Origin of the sequence: Kocuria sp. CPCC 205261 (assembly GCF_040981025.1) — a bacterium.
GTDB classification, from domain to species: Bacteria; Actinomycetota; Actinomycetes; order Actinomycetales; family Micrococcaceae; genus Kocuria; species Kocuria marina.
Genome location: NZ_JAVKPU010000006.1, coordinates 35,821 through 58,434 on the forward strand (window position 1 = coordinate 35,821; position 22,614 = coordinate 58,434).

Consider the following 22,614-nt stretch of genomic DNA (forward strand, 5'->3'; position numbering starts at 1 on the left):
CCCGCACCACATACCCTGGGAGCACCCTTTTCCCCAGGATTACAGGAGTCCTCATGCGCACACGCGAACAGCGCCGGGCCGCGCGGTCGGCCCGCGGTTGGCCGCGGTTGCGCGTGCACGCCGTGCGCAACGGGGTGGGAGCCGTGATCCTCGGGGCGCTTCTCCTGTGGGTAACCCACGGACCCTTCCGTTTCGAGAACTTCCCGGCCGGGGACGTGGCCTGGGTCTGGCGTGCGATCGCCCTGGTCGTGGCGGTAATGCTGCCCTACGTGCTTCTGACCATGGGCGTGTATCTACTGCTCGCCGGCTTTCTGGCGACCAATAGGGCGGCGTTGGCCGCCGGGCGCGCCCGCACCGTGGTGCTCGATCCCGAGGACCCGGAGGATCCCCCGGTCACCACGCACCGACTCTCAGAGCACACTCCCCCGGGCGTGAAGATCCGGGCCCACACGGTGCACGGTCGTCGTCACGACAGCCGCTACACCCGTGATCTCCTGGGTTTGCTGCCCGTTCAGTCGCCCGTGGCCCTCGTGCCCCTGGGGGCGGGAATGGTGGCGCTCATCGCGGCCTCGATCTATTACTCCACGGGCTACGCCGAACCCGCCGCCGTCCTGCTGCTGGGCGTGCTCTACCTCGGCTGGAAACTCTTCCGGGGTTGGCGCAGCCACCGCGTCTTCGCGGACACGCCGTGGCAGGCGCCGCGGGAAGTCGACACCGGTTCCGTCCCGCGTGTCACCCCGCTGCGGGACCAGGACACCGCACACCACCCCGTCACCCGGGTCTCCTACGTCACGGACGACGACGCCGCGGCGCCGCACGTACGGGAGCAAGCGGCGCCGTCGTCGTATGAGGTCGACGACCCGGAGGAGCCGTACGAGACCACCGACGAGCTGCCCGTAATCGAGAAGATCCGCGACCGGTACACCGAGCCCCGCCGGATGAGTGCGTCGCAGCGACGGTTGGCGGAGCGGGCGGAGCGCGAGGCGATCCGGCGGAGGCTCCCGCGCGTGGTCGAGGCCGAACGGGCAGACACGCACGCCACCGCCCCCCGGGTGGTACGTGATTCGCAGCGCACCGACCCGCGGGACGGCTATGAGACGGATCCGCAGGGGGAGGCCGCGGAGCAGGAACAGCAGCGGCTCAACCAGAAGCGCTACGAGGACCACATGCAACGCCACCGCGACAAGCGGGAGGACCGGTTGCGCAATGCGGAGGCCCGGCAGCCCGAGGAGGCGCCCTCGCTGTGGGGGTATGCCAAGAACCGGCTCACGAGGCGCGGGGACGGCTCCTAACGCTCAACGACCGCCACGGGGAGCTTCTCCGGCGTTTGGCTATCGTCGCGGGGATGACTTCTTATCTTCGGCGCTTGGCTCCTCCGCATTCAACACAGTGGCACCGGGCCGGGCCCCGGCCGCCGCGGGCGCACCCAGCTGCCAGATCCGCCGCACGGTCCAACCCAGGAGGATCACGAGCAGCACGTTACGCAGGGTCAGCACCCCGGCCATGACCGGGTTCGCGTGGATCAGCGGCGTGTAGAACAGCGGGTAGATCACGAACGTGGTCGCCGCGATGCCCAGGGCCAGTAAGGCCGGGATGCGCCACCGGACGCGGTCGTGCAGCAGACCCACCATGATCACCGGGGCCAGCCAGATCATGAACTGCGGGGAGCCCACCTTGTTGAACACGATCAGCACGATGGTCAGCAGCAAGGATCCGGCGTGGACCAGGCGCGCCCTGTCCGCACCGCGCCGCAGTGCCCGGATGAGCAGCACCGCGGCAACGAGAACGGCCATGAGCAGCAGCGGCTGCATGAGGGAGGCCATGACCTCCACACCGGGACCGTAGACCTCGGTGGAGTTGATCGCGGTGTTGTCCGCGATCCGGGAGTCGGCGAGCCCCAGGACAGCGGCCCACACCCACGGCGTGGAGAACGTGGCCTCGAGCTGCATCCCGCGGGAGCCTTGGTTGAGCAGGAAGTCCGCGATCCGCTCGATCCCGCCGAGCACCAGCACGCCCAGCACCACGAACAGCGTGACCACCACGCCCGCCGTGATGATGCGCACGCGCTGCTTGAGCGCGATGACCATGGCCAGCAGCACCGCGGCCGGCCACACCTTGATCCACGTGGCGATGCTCAGCAGCGCCGATCCCACCACCGGATGGCGCACGGCGTAGAGCAGGCCGATGAACATGATCGGCGCCGCCACACCCTCCACACGCGCGAAGCTGAGGTACCCCAGGAACACGGTGAAGACGACCCACCACCACCCGGCCAGCACACCGCTGCGCGGGGCGCGGTGGAGGAGGAACCACATGGCCACGGCGTTCAACGCGGTGATCATGAGCGTCCACGCCAGAAGGTAGAGGTCGTAGCCCGCGATCCTCGGGAACATGATGGGCACCTGCGCGAGCACGGGGTAGACCCACGGGCTGACGGAACCCTGGTCGGGCGCGTTGTACCCGGCCATCGCCCATTCGCGGTACTGCTCGGTGTCGCTGAACGCCCACCCGTGCAGGAAGAACGTGGCCATCCAGCACAGGAAGTACACGTGCACCACCGCGAAGCCCACCCACACGGCGGCGGGGCGGTTCAGCCACTCCGGCGGACGACGGCGCTGCGGCCCGGGCCGCGCGCCCGTCACCGAGTGAGCGGCGTCGTCGGCAGAGGCAGCCTCGGGGTGCGCCGTGGCTCCGCCAGTGGGTGCCGCGGGGGCACCCGTGCGCGGCACCGAGGTGCGGTGGGCGTCCCCGGGGGCGGGAGCGGCGTCGTCGTCAGGCGTGCGGGCCGGCAACCGGGGCTCCCTTCGCGGCGGAACCGGCGGGCCCGGCGGACCCCAGCCGGTACAGCCCGCGCGCGGACCACCACAGCAGGACCACGAGCAGCAGGTTGCGCAGGGTCAGCACGCCGGCCATGACGGGGTTGTTGTGGCTCAGCGCGGTGTAGAAGAGCGGGTAGATGAAGAACGTGGCGATCGCGATCAGCACCGCGAGGAACGCCGGGGTGCGCCACACCTTCCAGTTGTGCACCAGGCCCACCGCGATCACGGGGCCCAGCCACACCATGAACTGGGGCGAGCCCACCTTGTTGAACACGATGAAGGCCGTGACCATGGTCAGCGAACCCGCGAGGAACAGGGCCGTGCGGTCCAGGGCACCGGCGTGCACGCCGCGACGCAGCCCGCGGGCGATCAGCACCACGACCACCACGGCGGCCACCACGAACAGCGGCTGCATGAGCCGGGACATCACGTCCGAGCCGGGGCCGCTGACCTGCATCGAGTTGATGTCCGTGTTCATGTACATGCGGGAATCACCCACACCCAGCACCGAGAGCCACAGCCACGGGGTGCTGAACGTGGCCTCGAGCTGCATGCCGCGGTCGCCCTGCTGGGTCATGAAGTCCGCGATCTGGCGCGGTGATCCGGACACGAACGCGGCTGCCACGGCGAACAGCGTGACCAGGATCCCGGCGAGCAACACGGCGCCGCGGCGTCGTGCGGCGGTCAACAGGGCGATCACGACGGCCGCCGGCCAGACCTTGATCCATGTGGCCAGGCTGAGGATCGCGGAGGCCACGAACGGGCGGGACACCCCGTAGACCAGGCCCAGCAGCACGAGCGGGGCCGTGAGACCGTCCACGCGCGCAAAGCCCAGCCAGCCCATGAGCAGGATGAACACGAGCCACCACCAGCCAGCGGGCAGTGCGGCACGGTTACGACCCCATTCGGTCAGCTTGCCCATGGCCACGGCGTTGAGCACCGCGATGATGAGCACCCACAGGAAGAAGTACGGGCCCGGTCCCGCGATGCCCGCGAGTCCCATGGGGATCTGCGCGAGCACGGGGTACACCCAGGGGCTGGGACCGTACGCGATGTTGCGGTCGTCGAAACCCGCTTCCGCCCACGCGCGGTAGATGTTGGTGTCGCTGAAGGCATTGCCCTGCAGCGAGACGATCAGGGCAAAAATCAGGAAGCCCACGTGCACCAGCAGGAACCCCACGAGCAGCGCGCCCGGTGTCATCAGACGATCCTGCGCGGGGCGGGGGAGCACGGCGTCCCGTGCCCGGGTGGCGGCCGTGAAATATCTCTCTGTGGGCACGGATGAGGTCCTTGTCCGAATGCGCGCGGGATTCTGTTCTGGTCCGGGGGTGTGCACTGGTCCTGTTCGGGGGCGTGCGGTGCCCGAGGGTCCCGGCGCCTCGGACATACCGGTTCCGATTCTATGGGGAACCACTCCGGGGACCGCATACGGCGCCATGATGCGCTCACCCCGCCCCCAGGGAACCCCCAGAACGCGCACTGTTCGAGTGCAAACCGTCCTGTAAAGTCAGGGGTCGGAGCCGCTGGACACCTCGGCTCGCCCACCACTGGTTGGCTGAGGGGGCTGGAATCCATGACCGCGACCGGTTCTCGCCCCTCTCCCGCGCACACCGGTTCCACCGCCAAGAGTGATTCGCGCGCCCACATGGCGATCATCCAGGGTGTCATTGGTTCGCTCATGATGCTCGTGGGGTCCGTGGGGACCGGGTGGATCGCCAACGGCTCCCCCATGGTCCGGCACCCCTTGGTCATCGAACTGCGCGTGAACGTGTGGGGCGTGTACGGGTGCACCGTGCTGCTCACCGTGGGCGCCATGCTGCTCATCCGGTCGTGGTTGCGCCTCGGTCAACGCCTGCGGGGGTGGCCGCACGGGTCGTTGCGCACCGTGATGATCGCCGTGATCACGTGGTCCCTGCCCCTGTTCTTCGCCGTTCCCATCTACTCGCGGGACGTGTACGCGTACATCGGTCAGGGCCGGTTGATGCTGGCCGGCAAGGACCCGTACGTGGAGGGGATCTCCTCGCTCGACAACTGGTTCATGCTGGGCGCGGATCCGGAATGGGCGGAGGCCCGCACCCCGTACGGCCCCTACTTCCTGTGGATCGCCGCCGGGGTCGTCCGGTTGACCAACGCCCAGCCGGACGCCTCCGTGATGCTGTTCCGGGCGGTGGCGTATGTGGGAGTGGTGCTGTGCATGATCTACGTGCCCAAGCTCGCGCGCCTGCACGGGATCAACGGTGCCCGGGCTCTCTGGATCGCCGTGGCCAACCCGCTGTTCCTCATCAGCTTCGTGGCCAGCGCCCACAACGACGCACTCATGGTGGGCCTCGCCGTGGCCGGCGTATACGCCGCGGCCACGAAATATCCCCTGCTGGGCATACTTCTGGTCACGGGGTCCATCGGGATCAAACCCATCACCATCCTGCTGCTGCCGTTCATCGGTCTGCTCTGGGCGGGCAAGGGTGCCTCGTGGCCGCGGCGGTTCGTCATCTGGGCGGCTACCGCGCTGCTCAGTTTCGGGATCCTCGCGGTGAGCGGTTACGCGGATAACCTCGGTCTGGGCTGGGCCTGGGCCCTGTTGGACCCCACCCCGGGGTACACGGGGTACTCGCCGTCCGGGTTCCTGGGACAACAGGTGGAGCGCGTGGGAAACTTCTTCGGCCAACCGGGGGACGCCCTCGCATCGGTGTTCCGTCAGGTGCTGCAGTACGCGGCCATCGCCCTGGTCCTCGTGCTGATGTTCGTGGGCGGGGACCGCAGGATCGTGCGGCGGATGGCCCTCGCGTTCTCCGCCGTGGTGCTGCTGTCCCCCATCATCCAGCCCTGGTACATCCTGTGGCTCATCCCCCTGCTGGCCGCGACCGGCATCAAGGACAACTGGCAGATCCGCATCCTGTACATCGTGATCACGTTCTTCGTGGTCTTCGGTGCCCAGGACCAGCTGTCCGTGTGGCCGTTCATCGACCTCAGCGTGAGCGTGTCCCAGGTGGCGTTCGTGATCACGGTGGCCTTCACGCTCTACCTGGCGCTGATCGATCCCCGCACCCGCACCCTGCTGACCCACGGTGGGTTCCGGGGCTGGGTGGATCCCGGCCCCCCTCAGGTGGCCGCGGGTACGACGGCGCACAAGGACTAACGCAGGCCCCTGAGCCTTTCGAGCTCGCGGCGGTCCTTCTTGGTGGGCCGCCCCGCCCCACGGTCCCTGCGGGCCACCGGCACGCTGAGTTCCGCGGGCCGCGGCGGGGAGTGGTCGATGTAGCACTGGGCCGCCGCGGGGGCGCCTACACGCTTGACGATGAGCTTGGTGACCTGGAACTCCTGCTGCCACCCCGGGCGGCGCACACTCACCCGATCCCCCACCCGCACCGGCTGGGCGGCCTTCACGGGGGCGCCGTTGAGCCGCACGTGTCCCGCGCGGCACGCGGTCGTGGCGGCCGAGCGGGTCTTGAACAACCGGACCGACCACAACCACACATCCAGACGGGCGCTACTGGGTTCGTTGGCTGGGGCGTTCATGGGGTCCACGGTACTCGGGGGTGACGACGCGGCTCCCGCCCACCCCTCGCCGCCGGCCCCGCGCGCGATAGGGAACCAGCGTGACGACGCGCCCGAGCGCCGTCTCACCCCCTGTGCAGCGGCGGCGTCCTCGGCGGCGCGGTGCGAGCGGGAAGCAGCGCCTCGAAAATCGTGGCCAGGCGCAACAGCTCGGTATCGTCATATGCCCGGCCCGCGAGCGTGAGGCCCACGGGCATCCCGATGTCCGCCATGACACCCATGGGCACCGTGACCGTGGGGATCCCCAGATGCCGTGGCACCAGGTTCCCGTTGGCCACCCACGTCCCATTGCGCCAGGCCAGGTCCGCAGAATCCGGATTCACGTCCGCGTCCGCCGGGCCCACGTCCGCGACCGCGGGGAAGACCACCCCGTCCAGACCGAGCTCGTCCAGCCACGCTTCGAGATCCACCTGCCGGGTGCGCTCGAGTCCGCGCACGCCCTCGGCCAACTCGGGGATCCGGGTCAGCTCCACGCGGCCGTGGTCGCGCATGAACTGGGGGTAGTCGGCGATGTCGTCCTCGAACCCGTCGTAGCGGTCCGGCAGTGCGCCGGGCGGGTGCGGGAAGATCTCCTCCCCGGCCACGTCCGCTAACCGGTGCAGCGCAGGGTCCCCGTTCGCGTCCAGGAAGTCGTCCCACGCCCACGCGGAGAGATCCACGGTCTCCCGCTTCAGGTACTCGGGGCTCACAAATCCGCGGGTCGCGATGGTGGGGGCGCCGGGGCGGTCCCCCTCGTAGTTGCTCACGACCGGGAAGTCCACCTCCACGACCTCCGCGCCCGCGGCCTCCAGAGCGGCATGGGTATGCTGCCACACGGCCATGACCGAGTCCCGCGTGACGATTCGCTGCCCGGTGGGCCCGCCGATCCCGGGGTCCGCCGTGGTACCGGCCAGAGGGTCGGCATTGACGTACATGCGCGGCACCCCCAGCCGTGTACCGCGCAGCGGCTGCGCCCCGGCGGTGACGTCGGCGGTGACGTCGCCCGCCGCCAGGGAGCGGTAGGACTCCGGACGCACCGCCGAGGCCTTGGGGATCGCCACCCAGGGTTGGACGCGCCAGAAGTCACCGCGGACGTGGGCGTCGTCGGCGACGATGACGTCCAGGACCTCGAGCATGTCCGCCATCGAGCGGGTGTGGGGCACCACCACGTCCATGGTGGGCACCAGCGGCCAGTTGCCCCGCACGGAGATGACCCCGCGCGACGGCGTGTAGGCGCACAGCCCGTTGTTCGACGCGGGCGCGCGCCCGGAGGACCACGTCTCCTCTCCGAGCCCGAAGCTCGCGAACGACGCCGCCGTGGCCGTCCCGGAGCCGTTGGAGGACCCCGATCCGAAGGCCGCCGTGAGGTAGTGCTCGTTGTACGGGCTCTCGGCGCGCCCGTACACCCCGCGCTGCATACCGCCGTTGGCCATGGGCGGCATGTTGGTCAGACCCAGCAGGACGGCCCCGGCCGCGCGCAACCGCTCGATCGTGAAGGCGTCCCGCTGCGCCACGAGGTCCCGGAACGCCGGAGATCCCGCGGCGACCGTGAGCCCCTGCGCGCAGTAGCTGTCCTTCGCGGTGTACGGGATACCGTCCAGCGGGCCCAGGGTCTCGCCGCGCTCGCGGCGTCGGTCCGACGCCCGCGCCTGCTCGAGGGCGTCGGGAGCGTCCACGACCACGGCTTTCAAGCGGATGCCGTCACGGTCGTATGTCGCGATGCGCCGCTGGTACGCCAGGACCAGTTCCTCGCTGGTCACCTCCCCCGCCTCGAGCGCAGCGCGTAGCTGTGCGATCGAGGCCTCCACGACGTCGACGTCGCTCATGCCCGCTCCTCCCCCGACGGCGACGCCGCCCGCGGCGCCGGTTGCTGCTGGGTGATGCAATGGATCCCGCCGCCGAAAGCGAAGATGTCCCGGGCGTCCACCAGCTCGATGGTCCGGTCCGGGTAGACCTCCTGCAGGATTCGCGCTGCCTCCGCATCACGAGGCTCGTCGAAGGCGCACAGCACCACCACGCTATTGCCCACGTAGTGGTTGATGTAGGACCAGTCCACGTACCCCTCCTCGTCGGTGAGCACAGTCGGCGCGGGCACACCCACCACGCGCAGCGGCTGTCCCGTGGCATCCACGGCAGCCTCCAGGCACCGCCGGATCTCTTGCGACACCGCGTGATCGGGGTGGCGCGGATCGGTCTGCTCGTGCATCAGGACCGTACCGGGCCCCGCGAACGCCGCGACGATGTCCACGTGGCCGCGCGTACCGAACTGGTCGTAGTCCCGGCTCAGTCCCCGGGGCAGCCAGATCGCCTTGGTGGTGCCCAGCTGCTCGTGGATCAAGGCCTCCACCCGTTCCCTGGTAGCCCCCGGATTACGGCCCGGATCCAGTTGCACGGTCTCGGTGAGCAATACGGTCCCCCGCCCATCCACGTGGAACCCACCACCCTCGTTGACCAGCTCGCTCGTGGCCACCGGGACACCCGCCGTGTCCGCGACGAACGCCCCCACCTTCCGGTCGTTCTCCCACGAGGCCCACTCCTGCGCGCCCCAGCCGTTGAACACCCAATCCACGGCCGCCACCCGGCCCTCGGGGTCGTGCACGAACGTGGGGCCGGAGTCCCGGATCCAGGCATCGTCGAGCGGGGCCACGGCGAGGTCCGCGACGTCGCCCAGCGCGTCCCGGGCGGCGTCGACGTCGCCCGGGTGCGCCACCACGGTGACCTTCTCGTAGCGTGCGATGGTGCGTGCTACCCGGGACCACGCGCGACGGGCCCGGTTAAGGGTTTCGTCCCCCCGCTGCCCGAACGTGGCGTTGGGCGGGGGGAACGCGAGCCACGTGCGTTCGTGCGGCTCCCACTCGGCGGGCATCACGGTGTCCCTGGCGGTCGTGTCGGTGATCGTGTGCGAAGAAGGCACGGTGTTCCTTTTCGGTCTCTCGGACGGGTTCGGGGCGGTCTGGATCAGCGCACGCCCTAGTCGATGACGGGCAGTTCCGTGGTCTCGAAGCGCTGCCTGAAGAACGCGGGGTTGCGGCGGTACTGCACGAACATCATGAGCAGTCCGAGCAGCAGGATCCCCACCCCCAGGATGAACACGAGACCCACACCCCCGATCTCCGAACCGGACCCGTAGTCCGGGTCCATGGAGTCGTAGGAGGTCTGGACGAAGAACACCAGCAGCAGGATCCCGCCCACCAGGGGAGCCGCGAACTTCCCCAGGAAACCGCGCACGCTCTTGAACGCGTCCCGGCGGAAGTACCACACGCACGCGAGGGCGGTGACGCCGTAGTAGAAGCACACCATCATGCCCAGGGTGGTGATGGTGTCCCACAGCACGTTCTCGGAGATCACGCGCATCACGGCGTAGAACACGGACGCGATGACGGCCGCGGCCATGGTCGCGTATCCCGGGGTCTGGAACCGTGCGTTGACCCGGGCGTACTTGCGCGGCAGGGCCCCGTAGTAGCCCATGGCCAGCATCGTGCGCGCCGGCGAGATCATGGTGGACTGCAGGGACGCGGCGGAGGACGAGAGGACGGCGATGGACATCAGGACCGCGGTGGGGCCCATGATCGGTCCGGCGAGCGCGGCGAACACGTTCTCCTGGATCTCCGGGTTACCCAGGCCCACTCCCTCCGAGGACACCCCGGAGTACATGAGCACGGCCAGGGCGACCATGAGGTACAGGGCGACGATCACCAGGATGGTGGCCAGGGCGGATCTCCCGGGGGTGTTGGCCCCGTCGGTGCTCTCCTCGTTGAGGGTGAGCACCACGTCCCAGCCCCAATAGATGAACACGGACAGGGACACGCCCGCCGCGAAGGTCGAGAACGAGTCGACACTGAGCGGGTTGAACCAGTCGGGGTCCATGTGCAGCCCCTCGAAGGCCGTGCCATCCGCCACGTGCAGATACGCGGCGACCGAGAACCACACCAGCACGATCACCTGGAACCCCACGAGCAGGTACTGGACCACCTTGGTGGCCTCCATGCCCCGGTAGGAGATCCAGGACGCCAATGCCACGAACACGAGACACGTGGCCACGTTGAGCGGCACATTGCGGGTCAGCTCGGCGATTTCCTCCCGGCCGGTGACCTGCGCTATGGCCAGGTACAGGAAGTCCACGGCGATCCCGGCCAGGTTGGACAGCACCAGGATGGTCGCGGCCAGCAGGCCCCAGCTACCCATCCATCCGACCCACGGCCCAAAGGCCTTGGAGACCCACGTGAACGTGGTGCCGGAGTCCGGCATGGCCCGGTTCAACTGCCGGTAGCCCAGGGCCACGAGCAGCATGGGAAGGAATCCCACCAGGAGGATGGCCGGTAAGTGGGTGCCGACCGCCGCGGCCGTGGGACCCAGGGCCCCGGAGAGGGTGTAGGCCGGGGCGATCGTGGACACGCCGATGACGAGTGATCCGAGCAATCCCACCGATCCGGCGTTGAGGCCCTTGCCCTGGGTCTCCTCCGCCCCGGGGGACGCGGTGCCGGATGTAGCGGAGGGCGTGGTTCCGGGTAGTTTCCCGGGAGCGTCGTGACTCATGTCAGTGTCTCCTCGGTCGCGCCCTTGCGCGCGGCGTCGTCGTCGGCTGCACGGGGCAGCACGATCATGGGGATGGGAAGGTGACGCAGGATGCGGGCGGTGGTGGTCCCCAGGAAGATCTGGCGGTTCCCGGCGAGGCGCGAGGACCCCACGAAGAGCACGGAACCGGGCTCCCAGGAGATGTCGTCCACCGTCTGCTTGAGGTTCTTGCCCTGGGCCACGCGCACGCTCACGGGGTTTTGCGCGCCGATCTCGGCGGCCGCGTCCTCGAGGGTTCGCTGCGCGAGGTCCACGGCGGCCTCGGGTGCGCCGTGGACCTGGTCCAACGGCAGGAAGTTCACGAGCACGAGCTCCAGACCGGTCCGACTCACGGCGCGGCGCGTCTCGGAGATGATCCGCTGCGCACCGGGGCGGGTCCCCACCCCGGCGTACAAGCGCGTGATCGCTTCCTCGCCCTTGTAGCGCCGCGGGGCCAGTGCCACGGGCACGGTCGCCCGGTGCAGCAGGGCGTCCGCGACCGGACCCACCGAGAACTTGGCGGTGTACTTCCCGCTCGCCGCGCCGACCACCATGAGCCCGGCGCCGAACTCCTCCACGGCCCGGATCAGACCGTCCGCCACGGACGGTGAGCTGCGCACGTGAGCGCGCGCGACGACGTCCTCGGGAACCAGTGCGAGCCCCTCGTCCAGCCACTCGGCGGCCTGGCGGGTGATCATCGGGACGACGTTGCCCACGGGCGGGTACACGTGGCTGTACGGGTCGTCGGTGCGCACCACGCACACCAGCTCCAGCTCGGCGTGGAAGGCCCGGGCCATCACCACGGCCAGGCGCAGCGCCTCCTTGCTGCGCTTGTCCCCGCCGTACGCCACGACGTAGCGGAAGGCGGACCGTCCCGCGCCGTCGCCCTGCGCACCCGGAGCGTGGGTGACGGAGGCACTCACCGCTGTCCCCTCGCCTCGAGGATCCGGGAGGCGGCCAGCGCGCCCTGGCGCAGAGCGCCGTCGACGTGCTGATAACCCTCCGCCGCGAGATCGGAACACGCCCAGCGGATGGGGCCCACGGGCTCCGACTGGATGGCCCCGTAGCGGGACAGCCCGCCTAGGTCGAAGGACGCGGCGTAGGCACCGCGCGTCCACTCCTCGGAGCCGAAGTCGGACTCGTAGTAGACCACCGGGGTCAGCGCTTCCTCGCCCAGGTAGTGGGACAAGGACTCGAGGATCCGGCGCTTGCGCTCCTCGGCGGGCAGCCGGAAGACCTCGTCCGCCTTCTCGTCCGAGACGAAGCCCACCAGGGTGCCCCGGGTGTCCTCGTGGTTGGTGTTGTCGTAGACCTCCTGCGAGAGCTCGTACGCCCCGAAGCCCGTGCCGGACAGGCCCTTCTCCCGCCAGAACGGGGTCTCGTACACCGCGTGGACCTTGATGACGATCCCCAGGGACTGGTGCTGGTGCATCTGGTGCTGCATCCGGGGCAGCGGGGGTTCGAACGAGATCCGGGAGTAGAGGTTCGGGGGGACCGCGACCACCACGTCCTTGGCGTGGACGGTCACCCGGTCCGAATAGACCGTGACCGTGGCGTTGGGGTCGTGCTCCTCGTAGGTCTGGCCCTCCCCGGCCCAGGTGATCGTGCGCACGGGGGAGTTCAGGAACACCACCGTTCCGGGATCACTGGCGACCTCCTCGGCGCCCTCGTCCACGCCCAGCTCACCGGCCATCGTGACGGACACCGACTGCATCCCGCCCACCACGCGGCGGTCCAGGATGAAGTCCTCGTCCACGAGGTTGGAGAAGGAACCGGCGGAGGCCGCCATGAGCACGGCCTGCAGCGCGGAGAACGCGTGGGACGGCTTGGTCAGCATGCCCCCTGCGATGAAGATACCGATGTTGTTGCAGGCTTCCTCGTCCGAGCTGTTGCGACGCAGCCAGTCGTGGAAGGACACGGTGTCCAGTTCCCGGGCCTTGGGATGGGCCCAGGGTTCCGTGGCGCCGATCTCCGAGGCCAGCTCGTCCAGCTTCCCGATCAACTTCTCCATCTCCGCCTCCGTCTCCGGGGAGGCCGGGAACATGTGACCGGTGTAGGCGTGCCGGGTGCCGTCCGGGGCGATGTAGACCGAATCGCCCTCGCGGTAGCGCTCGAAGGTCTCGAGTCCCAGCTCATCCACGAGGGACAGCAACTCGGTCTGGTCCGGGGAGATCCACTGGCCGCCGATCTCCAGGAACGCGTCATCGATGGTCCTGGACCAGGTCCGTCCACCCACGCGGTCACGGGCTTCCAGGACAGCCACGGACTTACCGGCCTGCGACAACCGGCGCGCCGCCATGAGCCCGGCCGGGCCGGCGCCCACGATCACGACGTCCCGCTCGATGGCCTCTCGGGATCCGATGATTCGTTGCTCTGACATGGTGTTTTCCTCTCCAGATATAATGAAGAACATTCATTTATGGGTGATGTGCGGATGCACGCTCCGCATGGGATCGTGAGGGTGGGGTGGGACGCCGTGCAGTGGTTGCGCGAGCGACGCCTCCGGGAGGATCAGTGGTGAAGGACAGTTCCACGCGCGGCCGGGGCCGCCCACTGAATCCGGTGCTCACGCAACGCAAGATCGCCAGCGCCGCGGTGTCCCTCATCCAGTCCGGTGGCTACCGCGCCCTGACCATGGCCGCGCTCGCCCGCCAGCTCGGCGTCTCCGCCTCCGCCCTGTACAACCACGTGGGGTCCAAGCGGGACATCATGATCCTGGTCCAGGACCGAGTCAACCAGGAGATCGACTGCTCGGCCTTCGACGCGCAGGACTGGGATGTGGCCCTGGAGCGGTGGGCGCGTTCCTACCGTGAGGTCTACGCCCGCAACATCCCCCTGATCCCCGTCATGGCCGTCCTGCCGGTCGCCAATTCCCCGCACACCCTGGCCATGTACGAGAAGGTGGCCGCGGGACTCACGCGCGCCGGTTGGCCGCGGTCCTGGGTGGTCAACACGATCGTGGCGGTGGAATCCCTGGTCTTCGGCTCCGCCTACGACGCCGTGGCACCGGATAACATCTTCGATCCCGGCGAACTCAGCGAGGTAGCCCCCATGTTCTCCGCGGCCGTTGCGCATCGTGACCTCTCCCTGGATTCACGACGCCGCTCGCCCGGGCCCCATGGTGCGGGGGCCGAGACAGCGGCGTCGCCCGCCGATGTGGCGTTCGACGTGGGGCTGCGTAGTCTGCTGTCCGGGTTCCGGGTGCACCTGGACGCCTTGCGGGCCCAGGAGCCCGGAATCACGAGTGGCGGATCAGACCTCAAGTGAGTGCATCACGTGCTTGACGCGCGTGTATTCCTCGACCGAGTACAGGGATAGGTCCTTGCCGTAGCCGGAATTTTTGAACCCGCCGTGGGGCATTTCGGAGATCAGCAGCATGTGGGTGTTGACCCACACGCATCCGAAGTCCAGGTCCCGGCTCACGCGCATCGCAGTGCCGTGGTCGGAGGTCCACAGGCTGGAGGCCAGAGCGTAGGGGACGTCGTTGGCGAGCTCCACAGCCTCCTCCTCCGAGGAGAACCGCTGGACCGTGAGCACGGGGCCGAACGTCTCCTCCTGCACCAGGGTGTCGTCCTGACGCACACCCGTGATGATGGTCGGTTCGATGAAGAAACCGTCCGTGCCCGCCACGGGTTTGCCGCCCGTGACCACCGTGGCGTGTTCCGGGACGCTCTCCAGCTTGGCGCGCACATCCGCGAAGTGGCGCTCGTTGTTCAGCGGCCCGTAGTCGTTGCGCGATTCGTCCGCGTCACCGGTCGTGAGCTTCTCGGCCTCCGCAACCAGCAGACGCACGAGCTCGTCGTGGACGCCGTCCGCCACGAGGATGCGGGTGACCGCAGTGCAGTCCTGGCCGGCGTTGAACGTGCCGTACTGGACGAGCTGCTGTGCCGTGCGCGGCAGGTCCGCGTCCGCGAAGACCACGGCCGGCGCCTTGCCGCCGAGTTCCAGGTGGGATCGCTTGAGCCCGTCCGCCGCACTGCGCGCGACCGCCCGACCGGCACGCACCGAACCGGTGATGGAGACCATGGCGGGAGCGGGGTGCTCGGTGAGCAGGGCACCCGTGCCACCGTCACCCAGGACCACGTTGAGCACGCCCGGGGGAAGCACCTCACCCGCGATCCGGGCCAGGACCAGGGTGGACTCCGGGGTGGTGTCGCTGGGCTTGAGCACGATCGTGTTGCCCGCCGCGAGCGCCGGGCCGATTTTCCACAGGGCCATCATGAGCGGGTAGTTCCACGGCGTCACCTGAGCCACCACGCCCAAGGGCTCGCGGCGCACGTAGGACGTGTGTTCCGACATGTACTCGGTGGCGGCCCTGCCCTCAAGCGTGCGAGCGGCCCCGGCGAAGAAGCGCAGGTTGTCCGCTCCGGCGTCGACCTCCTCCTCACCGATCAGCGCCCTGGGCTGACCGGTGTTGCGGTGCTGGGCCTCGATCAGCTCGTCCCGGTGCTCCACGAGTCCATCCGCAATACGCAGCAGGGCTTCTTGGCGTTCTGCGGGGGTGGTGCGCTTCCAGGTCCGGGCCGCATCCGTGGCGGCGCGGAAAGCCGCCTCCACGTCCTCCTGGCCACTGACGGGTGAGACCGCCACCGTCTCCCCGGTGCCGGGGTTGACGATATCGACGGTGTCCCGGCCCTGGGCCGGCACGAACCGGCCGTTGATGAAGTTCTGCAGCACTTCGCTCATGGAGACCTCCCTGGTGTGAGTGCTTCTCGGGTGGCGGCTCCGCCGGCGGTGATCGCTCGGTCATGGCGCCCCGATGATGGTTGCATGGATCACTTTAAATGATCGTCATTCATTTTTGAACCCCCTGACGAAGGAAAGTGCGCGGTCGGCACACATGTGTGCCGACCGCGCGCTCGTGGCGGGGGACCACCTCGATGCTCAGTGGCCGTGACCCCCGTGCCCACCGTGCCCCTCGGCACCCGCTGAGGGAGCGGCGTCGTCGTGGACATGGTCGTGACCCTCGTGGGAACCGTGCCCGTGGGAAACGTGTCCGTGCGCCTTCTCCTCCCGCGCCGGAGCCTCCGGTTTGCCCGTCACCACCGCGAGTTCCACCGGCGTCTGCGGCAGGTCGATGGTCTTGGCCACTTCACCCTTGGTCAGATCCACCACGTGCAGTTTCTTGTTCTGCGCGTCGGTCACGTAGGCGCTCGAGCCGGCCACCTTGATCGCGGGACCCGCCTCCTGCCAGTCCGCCTTCTCCTCCCACCGCTGGATCACGTCGATCTTCCGGACCACCTTTCCGGACTCCACGTCGATCACGTTGAGCTTGCCGTCGTACGTGAGCACCAAAGCCTCACCCTCCGGCCCGCGGGCCAGCGAACGGAACCAGTAGGACGAGCTCAGGTCCACCAGCCGGTGCGACCCGTCCCGGGTGTCGAAGAGGGCCACACGCGTGGGGCGCTCCTGCTCGGCATCCTCGTCCACCTTGTAGTCGCCGAGCACGATCGGCGACCTCTCCGAACCTGCGAGGTTGCCCGAGCGCGCGTAGGCGTCCGCCACGGCCACCTTGTGGAACGTCCCGTCCCGATAGATCACGGGCCCGTTCTCGCAACCCGCCATCACGGTGTCGGTGCTCGCTCCCGGCGCGGCCGCCGCCTCACCGTGCACGCCCGGGCAGTCCGTCGTCTCGGCCTTGACGGCGCCGTCCTTGCCAAGCACGCGCGCGGTGTGCCGTTCATCCTCCGTGCCCTGGGTCGTGAACAGTGTGCCGTCGGTCAGCTCGAGCGCCACACCGTGGTGCGGGTGCTCGGTCTTCCGTTCGGTCGTGTCCGGCGCGCCGTCCTTCAGCGTCTCGGACTCGAAGGTCGTGATGGAACCGTCCCCGTCGCCGAACAACGTGGTCTTGCCGTGGTGGACCACCACGTGCCCGGCATGCGGGGCGTCGAAGGTCACGTCGGTCAGCTCGGGTGCGGATTCGCGGTAGTGGTAGTGGTCGCCGTGCTTATGCGCGTCCAAGCCGGTGTCGTGCACGCGGAACACGTCGCCGTCGCTGACCATCACGTGCCTGCCGTCCCCGGCGTTGTTGAGGCGCAGGAACCCGTCCTTCTCAGTCGTGTCCAGGACCTCGCCGGACGCGGTGTCCACGGTGAGCAGACCGCCCTCGTACGCCACCACCGCGCGCGGGGTGAGTCGCGAGACCTCCTTGGCCGCGGCCTTCGTGGTCTCCTCGGCGCGCGGGGACGACGACGCTGCTCCCGCCTGCCCCGCGCCACCCGCCCCGCACGCGGTGAGGGCCAGGACGCCGACGGCCAGCGCGGCCAGGGGGACGGGCCCGGCGGTTCCAGCCCCAGGCCGCCCCTCCGTGAGATGTCATTACGCCCCCGGGTGCGGGTGGTGAGCATGACTGCGGGAGGCTCCATGACCTACCCCCGTGCATCGCCCAATCAATGGCCGGCATTCCCTGTCCGCTTCGAAGAAGAAATACGAATGAAGTACCACACTATTTTCATGAGGGTGATCCTGATAGACTGAATCCTTATAACTACGTAGGACAATGGACTTCACGAGGCGCGAGAAGTGAATAATGGATCATCTGGCCATTCTTATCCGTTCGATACTGCTTATCCCTCTGATTGCTGGCCTCATTTAATTTTTCGGAAGTGTCTTTAAATCCGCACTGTTCGGCGGCTCCAACCGGCCATCCGGCCCGGATGATCCACGCCGGCGCCGATGACCAAACGCTCGAGACGCCGGATATTGGGGCGCGGCCCCGCAATGCACGTAATGCAGTCATCAATCCAGTCACGAATACCCCGCCCATAAGAACTGGATGCACCCTCGGCACCTCCCATGGCGATAACCCACTGCCACCAAATCAAAGATTTCATAGAATTTTCCCGGCAGTACGACGCCCATCCTTATTTCGGTATTTCTGTTCGAGGTAATTCGCCCCCACCCCTGGACGCCGGCGCCAGCATTCGGGGCATGATGGGACCACCCGTCACCGTCGCGAGGAGCCGCAGCATGAGCCCGTCACCGCACACCGTGGGAATCATCGGTCTCGGATCCATGGGCAAGCCCATGGCCGGGCACATCATCAGCGCCGGGCACGACGTGGTGGTTCTGCATCGCAGCCTCCACAAGGCCCCGGGGGCCCGCGCGGTGGACACGCCGCGGCACATGGCGCGCCAGTGCGACGTCGTGATCCTGTTGGTGCCCGGCGCCCCGGAAATCGACGGCGTGCTGGAAGAACTCGCTGAGGGCGCCCGCGAGCGCGACGCCGACCACGACCGCCTGGTCCTGGCGATCAGCTCCACCGTCTCCCCCGTGGACATCACCCGCTGGCACCGGGACACCTCGGGTGTCGAGTTCGTGGACGCGCCCATCAGCGGCGGGGAGGCCGGGGCGATCCGCGGGGACCTGTCCGTCATGGTGGGTGGCGACGACGCCGGCGCCGGCCTGGTCTCGGACGTCCTGTCCTCGTGCGGTCGTCCCGTCCACCTGGGGCCGCTGGGGGCCGGGCAGGTAGCGAAGGCGTGCAACCAGCTGATCTGCGCGGCGGAGATCGTGGCGATCTCCGAGGCCAGCGTCGTGGCCGAACGGGCCGGACTGGACCTGGCCACACTGCTGGACCTGCTCCAGGGCGGCTACGCGGGATCCACCATCCTGGCGGACAAGACCCCTAAGCTCGTGGGCCACGACTACTCGGTGTCCGCGCAGGCGGCCTTCGTGCACAAGGACGTCTCCGCGTACCTGGATGCCGCCCGCGCCACCGGAACCACGTCGGTGCTGGGCGGGCCCATCGCGGCCGCGGCGCAACAGCTCATCGACTCGGGACTGGGCGAGCAGGACTCCGCGGTGTTCCAGAAGTGGATCGCGGACAGAACCGAGAAGTGAACGGCCTGGGACCCACCCCTGAGAACACCTGTGCCCCGATAATGCACGCCACAGCGTCGTAGTGTGCATTATCGGGGCAGGAATGTAGTGAGGGCCCTGAACCCTACTTGTAGAACCGGTTCAGGAAGCGCGCCACCACCGCGGGGCGCTCCTCCCCCTCGATCTCGATCGTCGCATCCGCCACCTGGTGCAGGCCGTTGCCCTTGACCTCCGTGACCTCCGCGATGGTCACGGTCATCCGGATGCGTGCGCCCACCTTCACCGGTGAGGTGAAACGGACCTTGTCCAGGCCGTAGTTGATCTTGGTCTTCACGTCGGACACGTCGAAGAGCTCACCCCACATGGGTATCAGCAGCGACAGGGTCAGGAACCCGTGCGCGATGGGCCCGCCGAACGGCCCGTCCGCGGCCTTCTCCGGGTCGGTGTGGATCCACTGGTGGTCGTCGGTGGCATCCGCGAACAGGTTCACCTGGTCCTGGGTGATCTCGCGCCACTCGGAGTAGCCCAGATCCTTCCCGGCGAGCGCGGCCACGTCGTCGAACGACACAACGGTCTTGGCGGTCATGAAAGTCTCCTTGGAATAGTGCGGGACGGCAGCGCCGTCGGAAGAATCGAACGGACGGATCAGACGAAGGCGGACGTGCCCGTGATGGAGCGGCCCACCACGAGCGCGTTGATCTCGTGGGTGCCCTCGTAGGAATAGACGGCCTCGGCGTCCGCATGGAAGCGGGCGACGTCGGTCGCGAGCGTGATCCCGTTGCCCCCCACGACCTCGCGGGCCAGGGCCACGGTCTCGCGCATACGCAGTGCGATCCACATCTTGGCGAGCGCGGAATCCTCGTCCCGGTACTCGCCGCGGTCCTGCTTCTCGGCGAGGTCCGACACCATGGACAGCGACGCCGTGGCGTTGCCCAGCATGCGCGCGAGCTTCTCCTGCACGAGCTGGAAGCTGCCGAGCGACCTGCCGAACTGCTCGCGCGAGCGCACATAGCGCAGCGCGGCCTCGTACGCGCCCGCCTGGATGCCCGTGGCGATCCACGCGACGTCCGAGCGCATGACCCGCAGCATGGCCGCCACGTCTTTGAACGAGTTGCAGTTCTGCAGCCGCTGGGACTCGGGCACGCGCACGTCCGCGAGGTGGATGTCCGCGTTCTGCATCATGCGCAGCGAGGTCTTGCCGTGGATCTTCTCGAGCGTCACGCCGGGCGCCTCGCGGTCCACGAGGAACGCCTTGACCTGTCCGTCCGCCGTGTCACGGGCGAACACGGCCAGGTAGTCGGCGGTGAACGCGCCGCCGATCCAGCGCTTGGAACCGTTGATGATCCACTCGTCACCGTCACGCGCAGCGGACGTGGCCAGGCCGCCGGCGATGTCCGAACCGTGGTCCGGTTCGGTCAGGCAGAACACGCCCGTGGTCTCGAACGTGGTGATCTTGGGGTCGAGCTCGGCGAACTGTTCCGGCGACGCCCCCACGCGGCAGGACGTGCGGAACAACCCCGCCTGCGCCTTGTAGAACGTGGCCATCGAGGCGTCCGTGCGGGCCAGTTCGAAGATCCGGAACCCGTGGTACAGCGAACGCGGCTCCCCCTCGATCTCGTCCGGGGTCATCAGGTTGAGCCCGTGCAGGGACGGCGCGATCTGATAGGGGAACTCGCCCCTCTCCCAGTACTCGGCCAGCAGTGGCGAGATCTCATCCTCGAGCACCGTGCGCAACCGCAGGATGGGCGCGCGCTCGGCCTCGCTCAGCCGGTCGGCGATGCCGTACGGATCGCAGTCCGGGTACAGCTCGCTCATGCCCGCTCCACCTTCTGCATCTGCGCGGCCTTCTCCGCCGCGTAGTTCTTTGCCGCGGCGACGACGCCGCCCTCGCTCGGCTCGTACGCCCCCTCGAGTTCCCCCAGGCCGAAGAGCCGCAGGGCGTTGCCCTTGAGGATCTTGGGCTTGACCTCGTCCTTGAAGCGCTGCTGCTCGAAGGCACCGAGCCACTTCTGCGGGGTGATCAGCGGGTAGTCGGTGCCGAACAGCACCTTGTCCTGGAGCATCGCGTTGGACGCGTGCACCAGGGACTCCGGGAAGTACTTGGGCGACCATCCGGACAGGTCGATCCACACGTTCGCCTTGTGGGTGGCGATCGAGTTGGCCTCGTCCTGCCACGGCACCGACGGGTGGGCCATGATGACCTGCAGCTGCGGGAAGTCCGCGGCCACCGCGTCCAGCAACAGCGGATTGGAGTACGCCAGTTTGATGCCGTAGCCACCGGGCAGCCCCGCGCCCATCCCGTTCTGACCCGTGTGGAACAGGGCGGGGACACCGAGTTCCTGGATGGCTTCGTAGATCGGGTAGTACGCCTGGTCCGAGGGGTCGAAGCCCTGCAGGGACGGGTGGAACTTGAAGCCCTTGACCCCGTACTCCTCGACCAGTTGCTTGGCCCGTTCCACGGCCCGGGGGGCCTGGAGCGGATCCACGGAACCGAACGGGATCAGCACGTCGTTGTTGCGGGCCGCCCCTTCCGCGATCTCCTCGATCGAGTTGGGCTCATGGCCCAGCGCGGTGGTCGCGTCCACGGTGAAGACCACGGCCGCGAGGTTCCACTCCCGGTACCGTTCGGCGATCGTGTCCAGCGTGGGCGAACGGTCCTCGGACTTGAAGTACTTGGCCGAGGCCTCCGTGAGCGCCGCGGGCAGGGATGCGTGCCCGTGGTCCGAGCACTCGATGTGGACGTGCACGTCGATGCCGTCCCGCTGGGCCAGCTCGGCCCCGAATTCATACCGCATTCCGGTCCTCCTGCCTGGTGGGTACGGGGATCAGCGCTGCTCGGGGCGCATGTCCGCCGGGAGCTCGGGGATCATTTCCCCGACCGTCTGCCAGTTGCCCTCGAACAGGCCCTTGGCCTGCTCCGCGAGCGCCTCGTACGTCCACCCGCCCTCGCGGTACTCGGTCACGAGCGGGGTGGGGTGGCTGAACAGCTGCAACCGGTCCCCGCCCGCGCCGATCGCCTGGCCGGAGACGTCCGCGGCGTCGTCGGACGCGAGCCACGTGATCAGACCCGCGACGTCCTCCGCAGTGCCGAAGCCCAGCTCGTGGCGGAAGAACGCCGGCATGGCCTCGCCGCGCTCGTCCGCCTCCACGGCCTTCTGGAAGAACGGGACGGTCTTGGTCATGGCCGTGGCGGCCACGGGGATCACCGCGTTGGCGGTCACGCCGGCCTTCTTCATCTCGAGCGCGAACGTGCGGATCATGCCCACGATGCCGGCCTTGGCGGCAGCGTAGTTGGTCTGACCGAAGTTGCCGTACTGGCCGGTGGGCGAACCGATCGCGATGATCCGCCCGGCCACACCGTTCTCCTTGAAGTAGCGGTACGCCTCGCGCGAGCACGTGAAGGTGCCGCGCAGGTGGACCTTGATGACCACGTCGAAGTCCTCGTCGGTCATCTTGAGCAGGGACTTGTCCCGCAGCACACCGGCGTTGTTGACCAGGATGTCCAGGTGGCCGAAGGCCTCCACGGCTCCCTGCACGAGCGCGGTGGCCGCCTCCGTGTCACCCACGGGCGCGACGACGGCCACGGCCTCGCCGCCCTGCGAGGTGATGGACTCCACGGCGGCGTCCGCGGTCTCCTGATTGACGTCGTTGATCACCACGGCGGCACCGTACCGGGCCAAGGTCTGGGCGTAGGCCAGCCCGAGCCCCTGACCGGAGCCCGTGACGATGGCGACTTTTCCTTCGAGGGGGGTGGCGGTCATGACATGCTCCCTCTGGGGTTCTGCTCCGACGGTGATGGGCGTCACCGCATGTTTCTTTCATAGGACCGTATTTAATTGAGATTGCCAACGGTTAAGATTATCCACGACGATCTTTCGGCGGACGG

General features: G+C 68.4%; 18 protein-coding genes. 4 read left to right on the plus strand and 14 right to left on the minus strand.

Features of this window, described 5'->3' with window-relative positions; translation table 11 throughout:
• Positions 1-53 precede the first annotated feature (53 nt).
• Entirely contained in the window at positions 54-1,292 is a 1,239-nt protein-coding gene (locus RF646_RS07475; RefSeq protein WP_368835626.1) for a hypothetical protein, read from the plus strand.
• Between the two features lie 39 nt (positions 1,293-1,331).
• Here RF646_RS07475 and RF646_RS07480 read toward each other — a convergent pair whose 3' ends face one another.
• Both RF646_RS07480 and RF646_RS07485 read right to left on the minus strand, forming a co-directional pair.
• A complete protein-coding gene (locus tag RF646_RS07480) occupies positions 1,332-2,642 on the minus strand; it encodes a glycosyltransferase 87 family protein (protein ID WP_368835683.1) in 1,311 nt (436 codons plus the stop codon).
• 130 nt (positions 2,643-2,772) lie between these two features.
• Entirely contained in the window at positions 2,773-4,098 is a 1,326-nt protein-coding gene (locus tag RF646_RS07485) for a glycosyltransferase 87 family protein (protein WP_368835627.1), read from the minus strand.
• A 294-nt stretch (positions 4,099-4,392) separates the two neighbouring features.
• Between RF646_RS07485 and mptB the strand changes: the two genes are divergently transcribed.
• Positions 4,393-5,955: a polyprenol phosphomannose-dependent alpha 1,6 mannosyltransferase MptB gene (gene mptB, locus RF646_RS07490; protein ID WP_368835628.1), complete on the plus strand. Its 1,563-nt coding sequence runs from the start codon at positions 4,393-4,395 to the stop codon at positions 5,953-5,955.
• On the opposite strand, the gene RF646_RS07495 is transcribed toward mptB, so the two are convergent.
• From RF646_RS07495 to RF646_RS07520, 6 genes are all read right to left on the minus strand, one after another.
• Positions 5,952-6,335, minus strand: a complete 384-nt coding sequence (locus tag RF646_RS07495; RefSeq protein ID WP_368835629.1) for an RNA-binding S4 domain-containing protein — start codon at positions 6,333-6,335, stop codon at positions 5,952-5,954. The two genes, mptB and RF646_RS07495, sit on opposite strands and share 4 nt — an antisense overlap.
• 104 nt (positions 6,336-6,439) lie before the next feature.
• Positions 6,440-8,179 (minus strand): amidase, encoded by a 1,740-nt coding sequence (locus tag RF646_RS07500; RefSeq protein ID WP_368835630.1) that lies wholly within the window; start codon positions 8,177-8,179, stop codon positions 6,440-6,442.
• On the minus strand, positions 8,176-9,219 hold the full coding sequence (locus RF646_RS07505) for an agmatine/peptidylarginine deiminase (RefSeq protein WP_368835684.1): 1,044 nt from the start codon (positions 9,217-9,219) through the stop codon (positions 8,176-8,178). The genes RF646_RS07500 and RF646_RS07505 overlap by 4 nt, the downstream gene beginning before the upstream one ends.
• A gap of 104 nt (positions 9,220-9,323) precedes the next feature.
• On the minus strand, positions 9,324-10,889 hold the full coding sequence (locus RF646_RS07510) for an APC family permease (RefSeq protein ID WP_144931911.1): 1,566 nt from the start codon (positions 10,887-10,889) through the stop codon (positions 9,324-9,326).
• Entirely contained in the window at positions 10,886-11,830 is a 945-nt protein-coding gene (locus tag RF646_RS07515) for a universal stress protein (protein ID WP_368835631.1), read from the minus strand. Before RF646_RS07515 ends, RF646_RS07510 begins: the two co-directional genes overlap by 4 nt.
• Positions 11,827-13,287, minus strand: coding sequence for an FAD-dependent oxidoreductase (locus RF646_RS07520; RefSeq protein WP_312794650.1), 1,461 nt, complete (start codon positions 13,285-13,287; stop codon positions 11,827-11,829). Before RF646_RS07520 ends, RF646_RS07515 begins: the two co-directional genes overlap by 4 nt.
• Before the next feature lie 137 nt (positions 13,288-13,424).
• On the opposite strand from RF646_RS07520, the gene RF646_RS07525 reads away from it, so the two are divergent.
• A complete protein-coding gene (locus tag RF646_RS07525) occupies positions 13,425-14,174 on the plus strand; it encodes a TetR/AcrR family transcriptional regulator (protein ID WP_368835632.1) in 750 nt (249 codons plus the stop codon).
• Here the strand turns inward: RF646_RS07525 and RF646_RS07530 are convergent.
• On the minus strand, positions 14,160-15,593 hold the full coding sequence (locus RF646_RS07530; protein ID WP_367402588.1) for a gamma-aminobutyraldehyde dehydrogenase: 1,434 nt from the start codon (positions 15,591-15,593) through the stop codon (positions 14,160-14,162). The two genes, RF646_RS07525 and RF646_RS07530, sit on opposite strands and share 15 nt — an antisense overlap.
• 198 nt (positions 15,594-15,791) lie before the next feature.
• Complete coding sequence (locus RF646_RS07535) at positions 15,792-17,027, minus strand: hypothetical protein (RefSeq protein ID WP_368835633.1); 1,236 nt, start codon at positions 17,025-17,027, stop codon at positions 15,792-15,794.
• 849 nt (positions 17,028-17,876) lie between these two features.
• Here RF646_RS07535 and RF646_RS07540 point away from each other — a divergent pair.
• Complete coding sequence (locus RF646_RS07540; RefSeq protein WP_368835634.1) at positions 17,877-18,749, plus strand: NAD(P)-dependent oxidoreductase; 873 nt, start codon at positions 17,877-17,879, stop codon at positions 18,747-18,749.
• 103 nt (positions 18,750-18,852) lie between these two features.
• Here the strand turns inward: RF646_RS07540 and RF646_RS07545 are convergent, their stop codons facing one another.
• Genes RF646_RS07545 through RF646_RS07560 form a run of 4 tightly spaced genes read right to left on the minus strand, consistent with a single transcriptional unit; the run spans position 18,853 to position 22,489 of the window.
• Positions 18,853-19,314 carry a MaoC family dehydratase gene (locus RF646_RS07545; protein ID WP_368835635.1) on the minus strand — a complete coding sequence of 154 codons (462 nt, stop codon included), beginning with the start codon at positions 19,312-19,314 and terminating at the stop codon, positions 18,853-18,855.
• Between the two features lie 59 nt (positions 19,315-19,373).
• The gene (locus RF646_RS07550) at positions 19,374-20,543 is read right to left on the minus strand and encodes an acyl-CoA dehydrogenase family protein (protein ID WP_368835636.1); all 1,170 of its coding nucleotides are present in this window, start codon (positions 20,541-20,543) and stop codon (positions 19,374-19,376) included.
• Positions 20,540-21,523, minus strand: a complete 984-nt coding sequence (locus tag RF646_RS07555; protein WP_368835637.1) for an amidohydrolase family protein — start codon at positions 21,521-21,523, stop codon at positions 20,540-20,542. The genes RF646_RS07550 and RF646_RS07555 overlap by 4 nt, the downstream gene beginning before the upstream one ends.
• Before the next feature lie 30 nt (positions 21,524-21,553).
• Positions 21,554-22,489 carry an SDR family NAD(P)-dependent oxidoreductase gene (locus RF646_RS07560; protein WP_368835638.1) on the minus strand — a complete coding sequence of 312 codons (936 nt, stop codon included), beginning with the start codon at positions 22,487-22,489 and terminating at the stop codon, positions 21,554-21,556.
• Positions 22,490-22,614 lie beyond the last annotated feature (125 nt).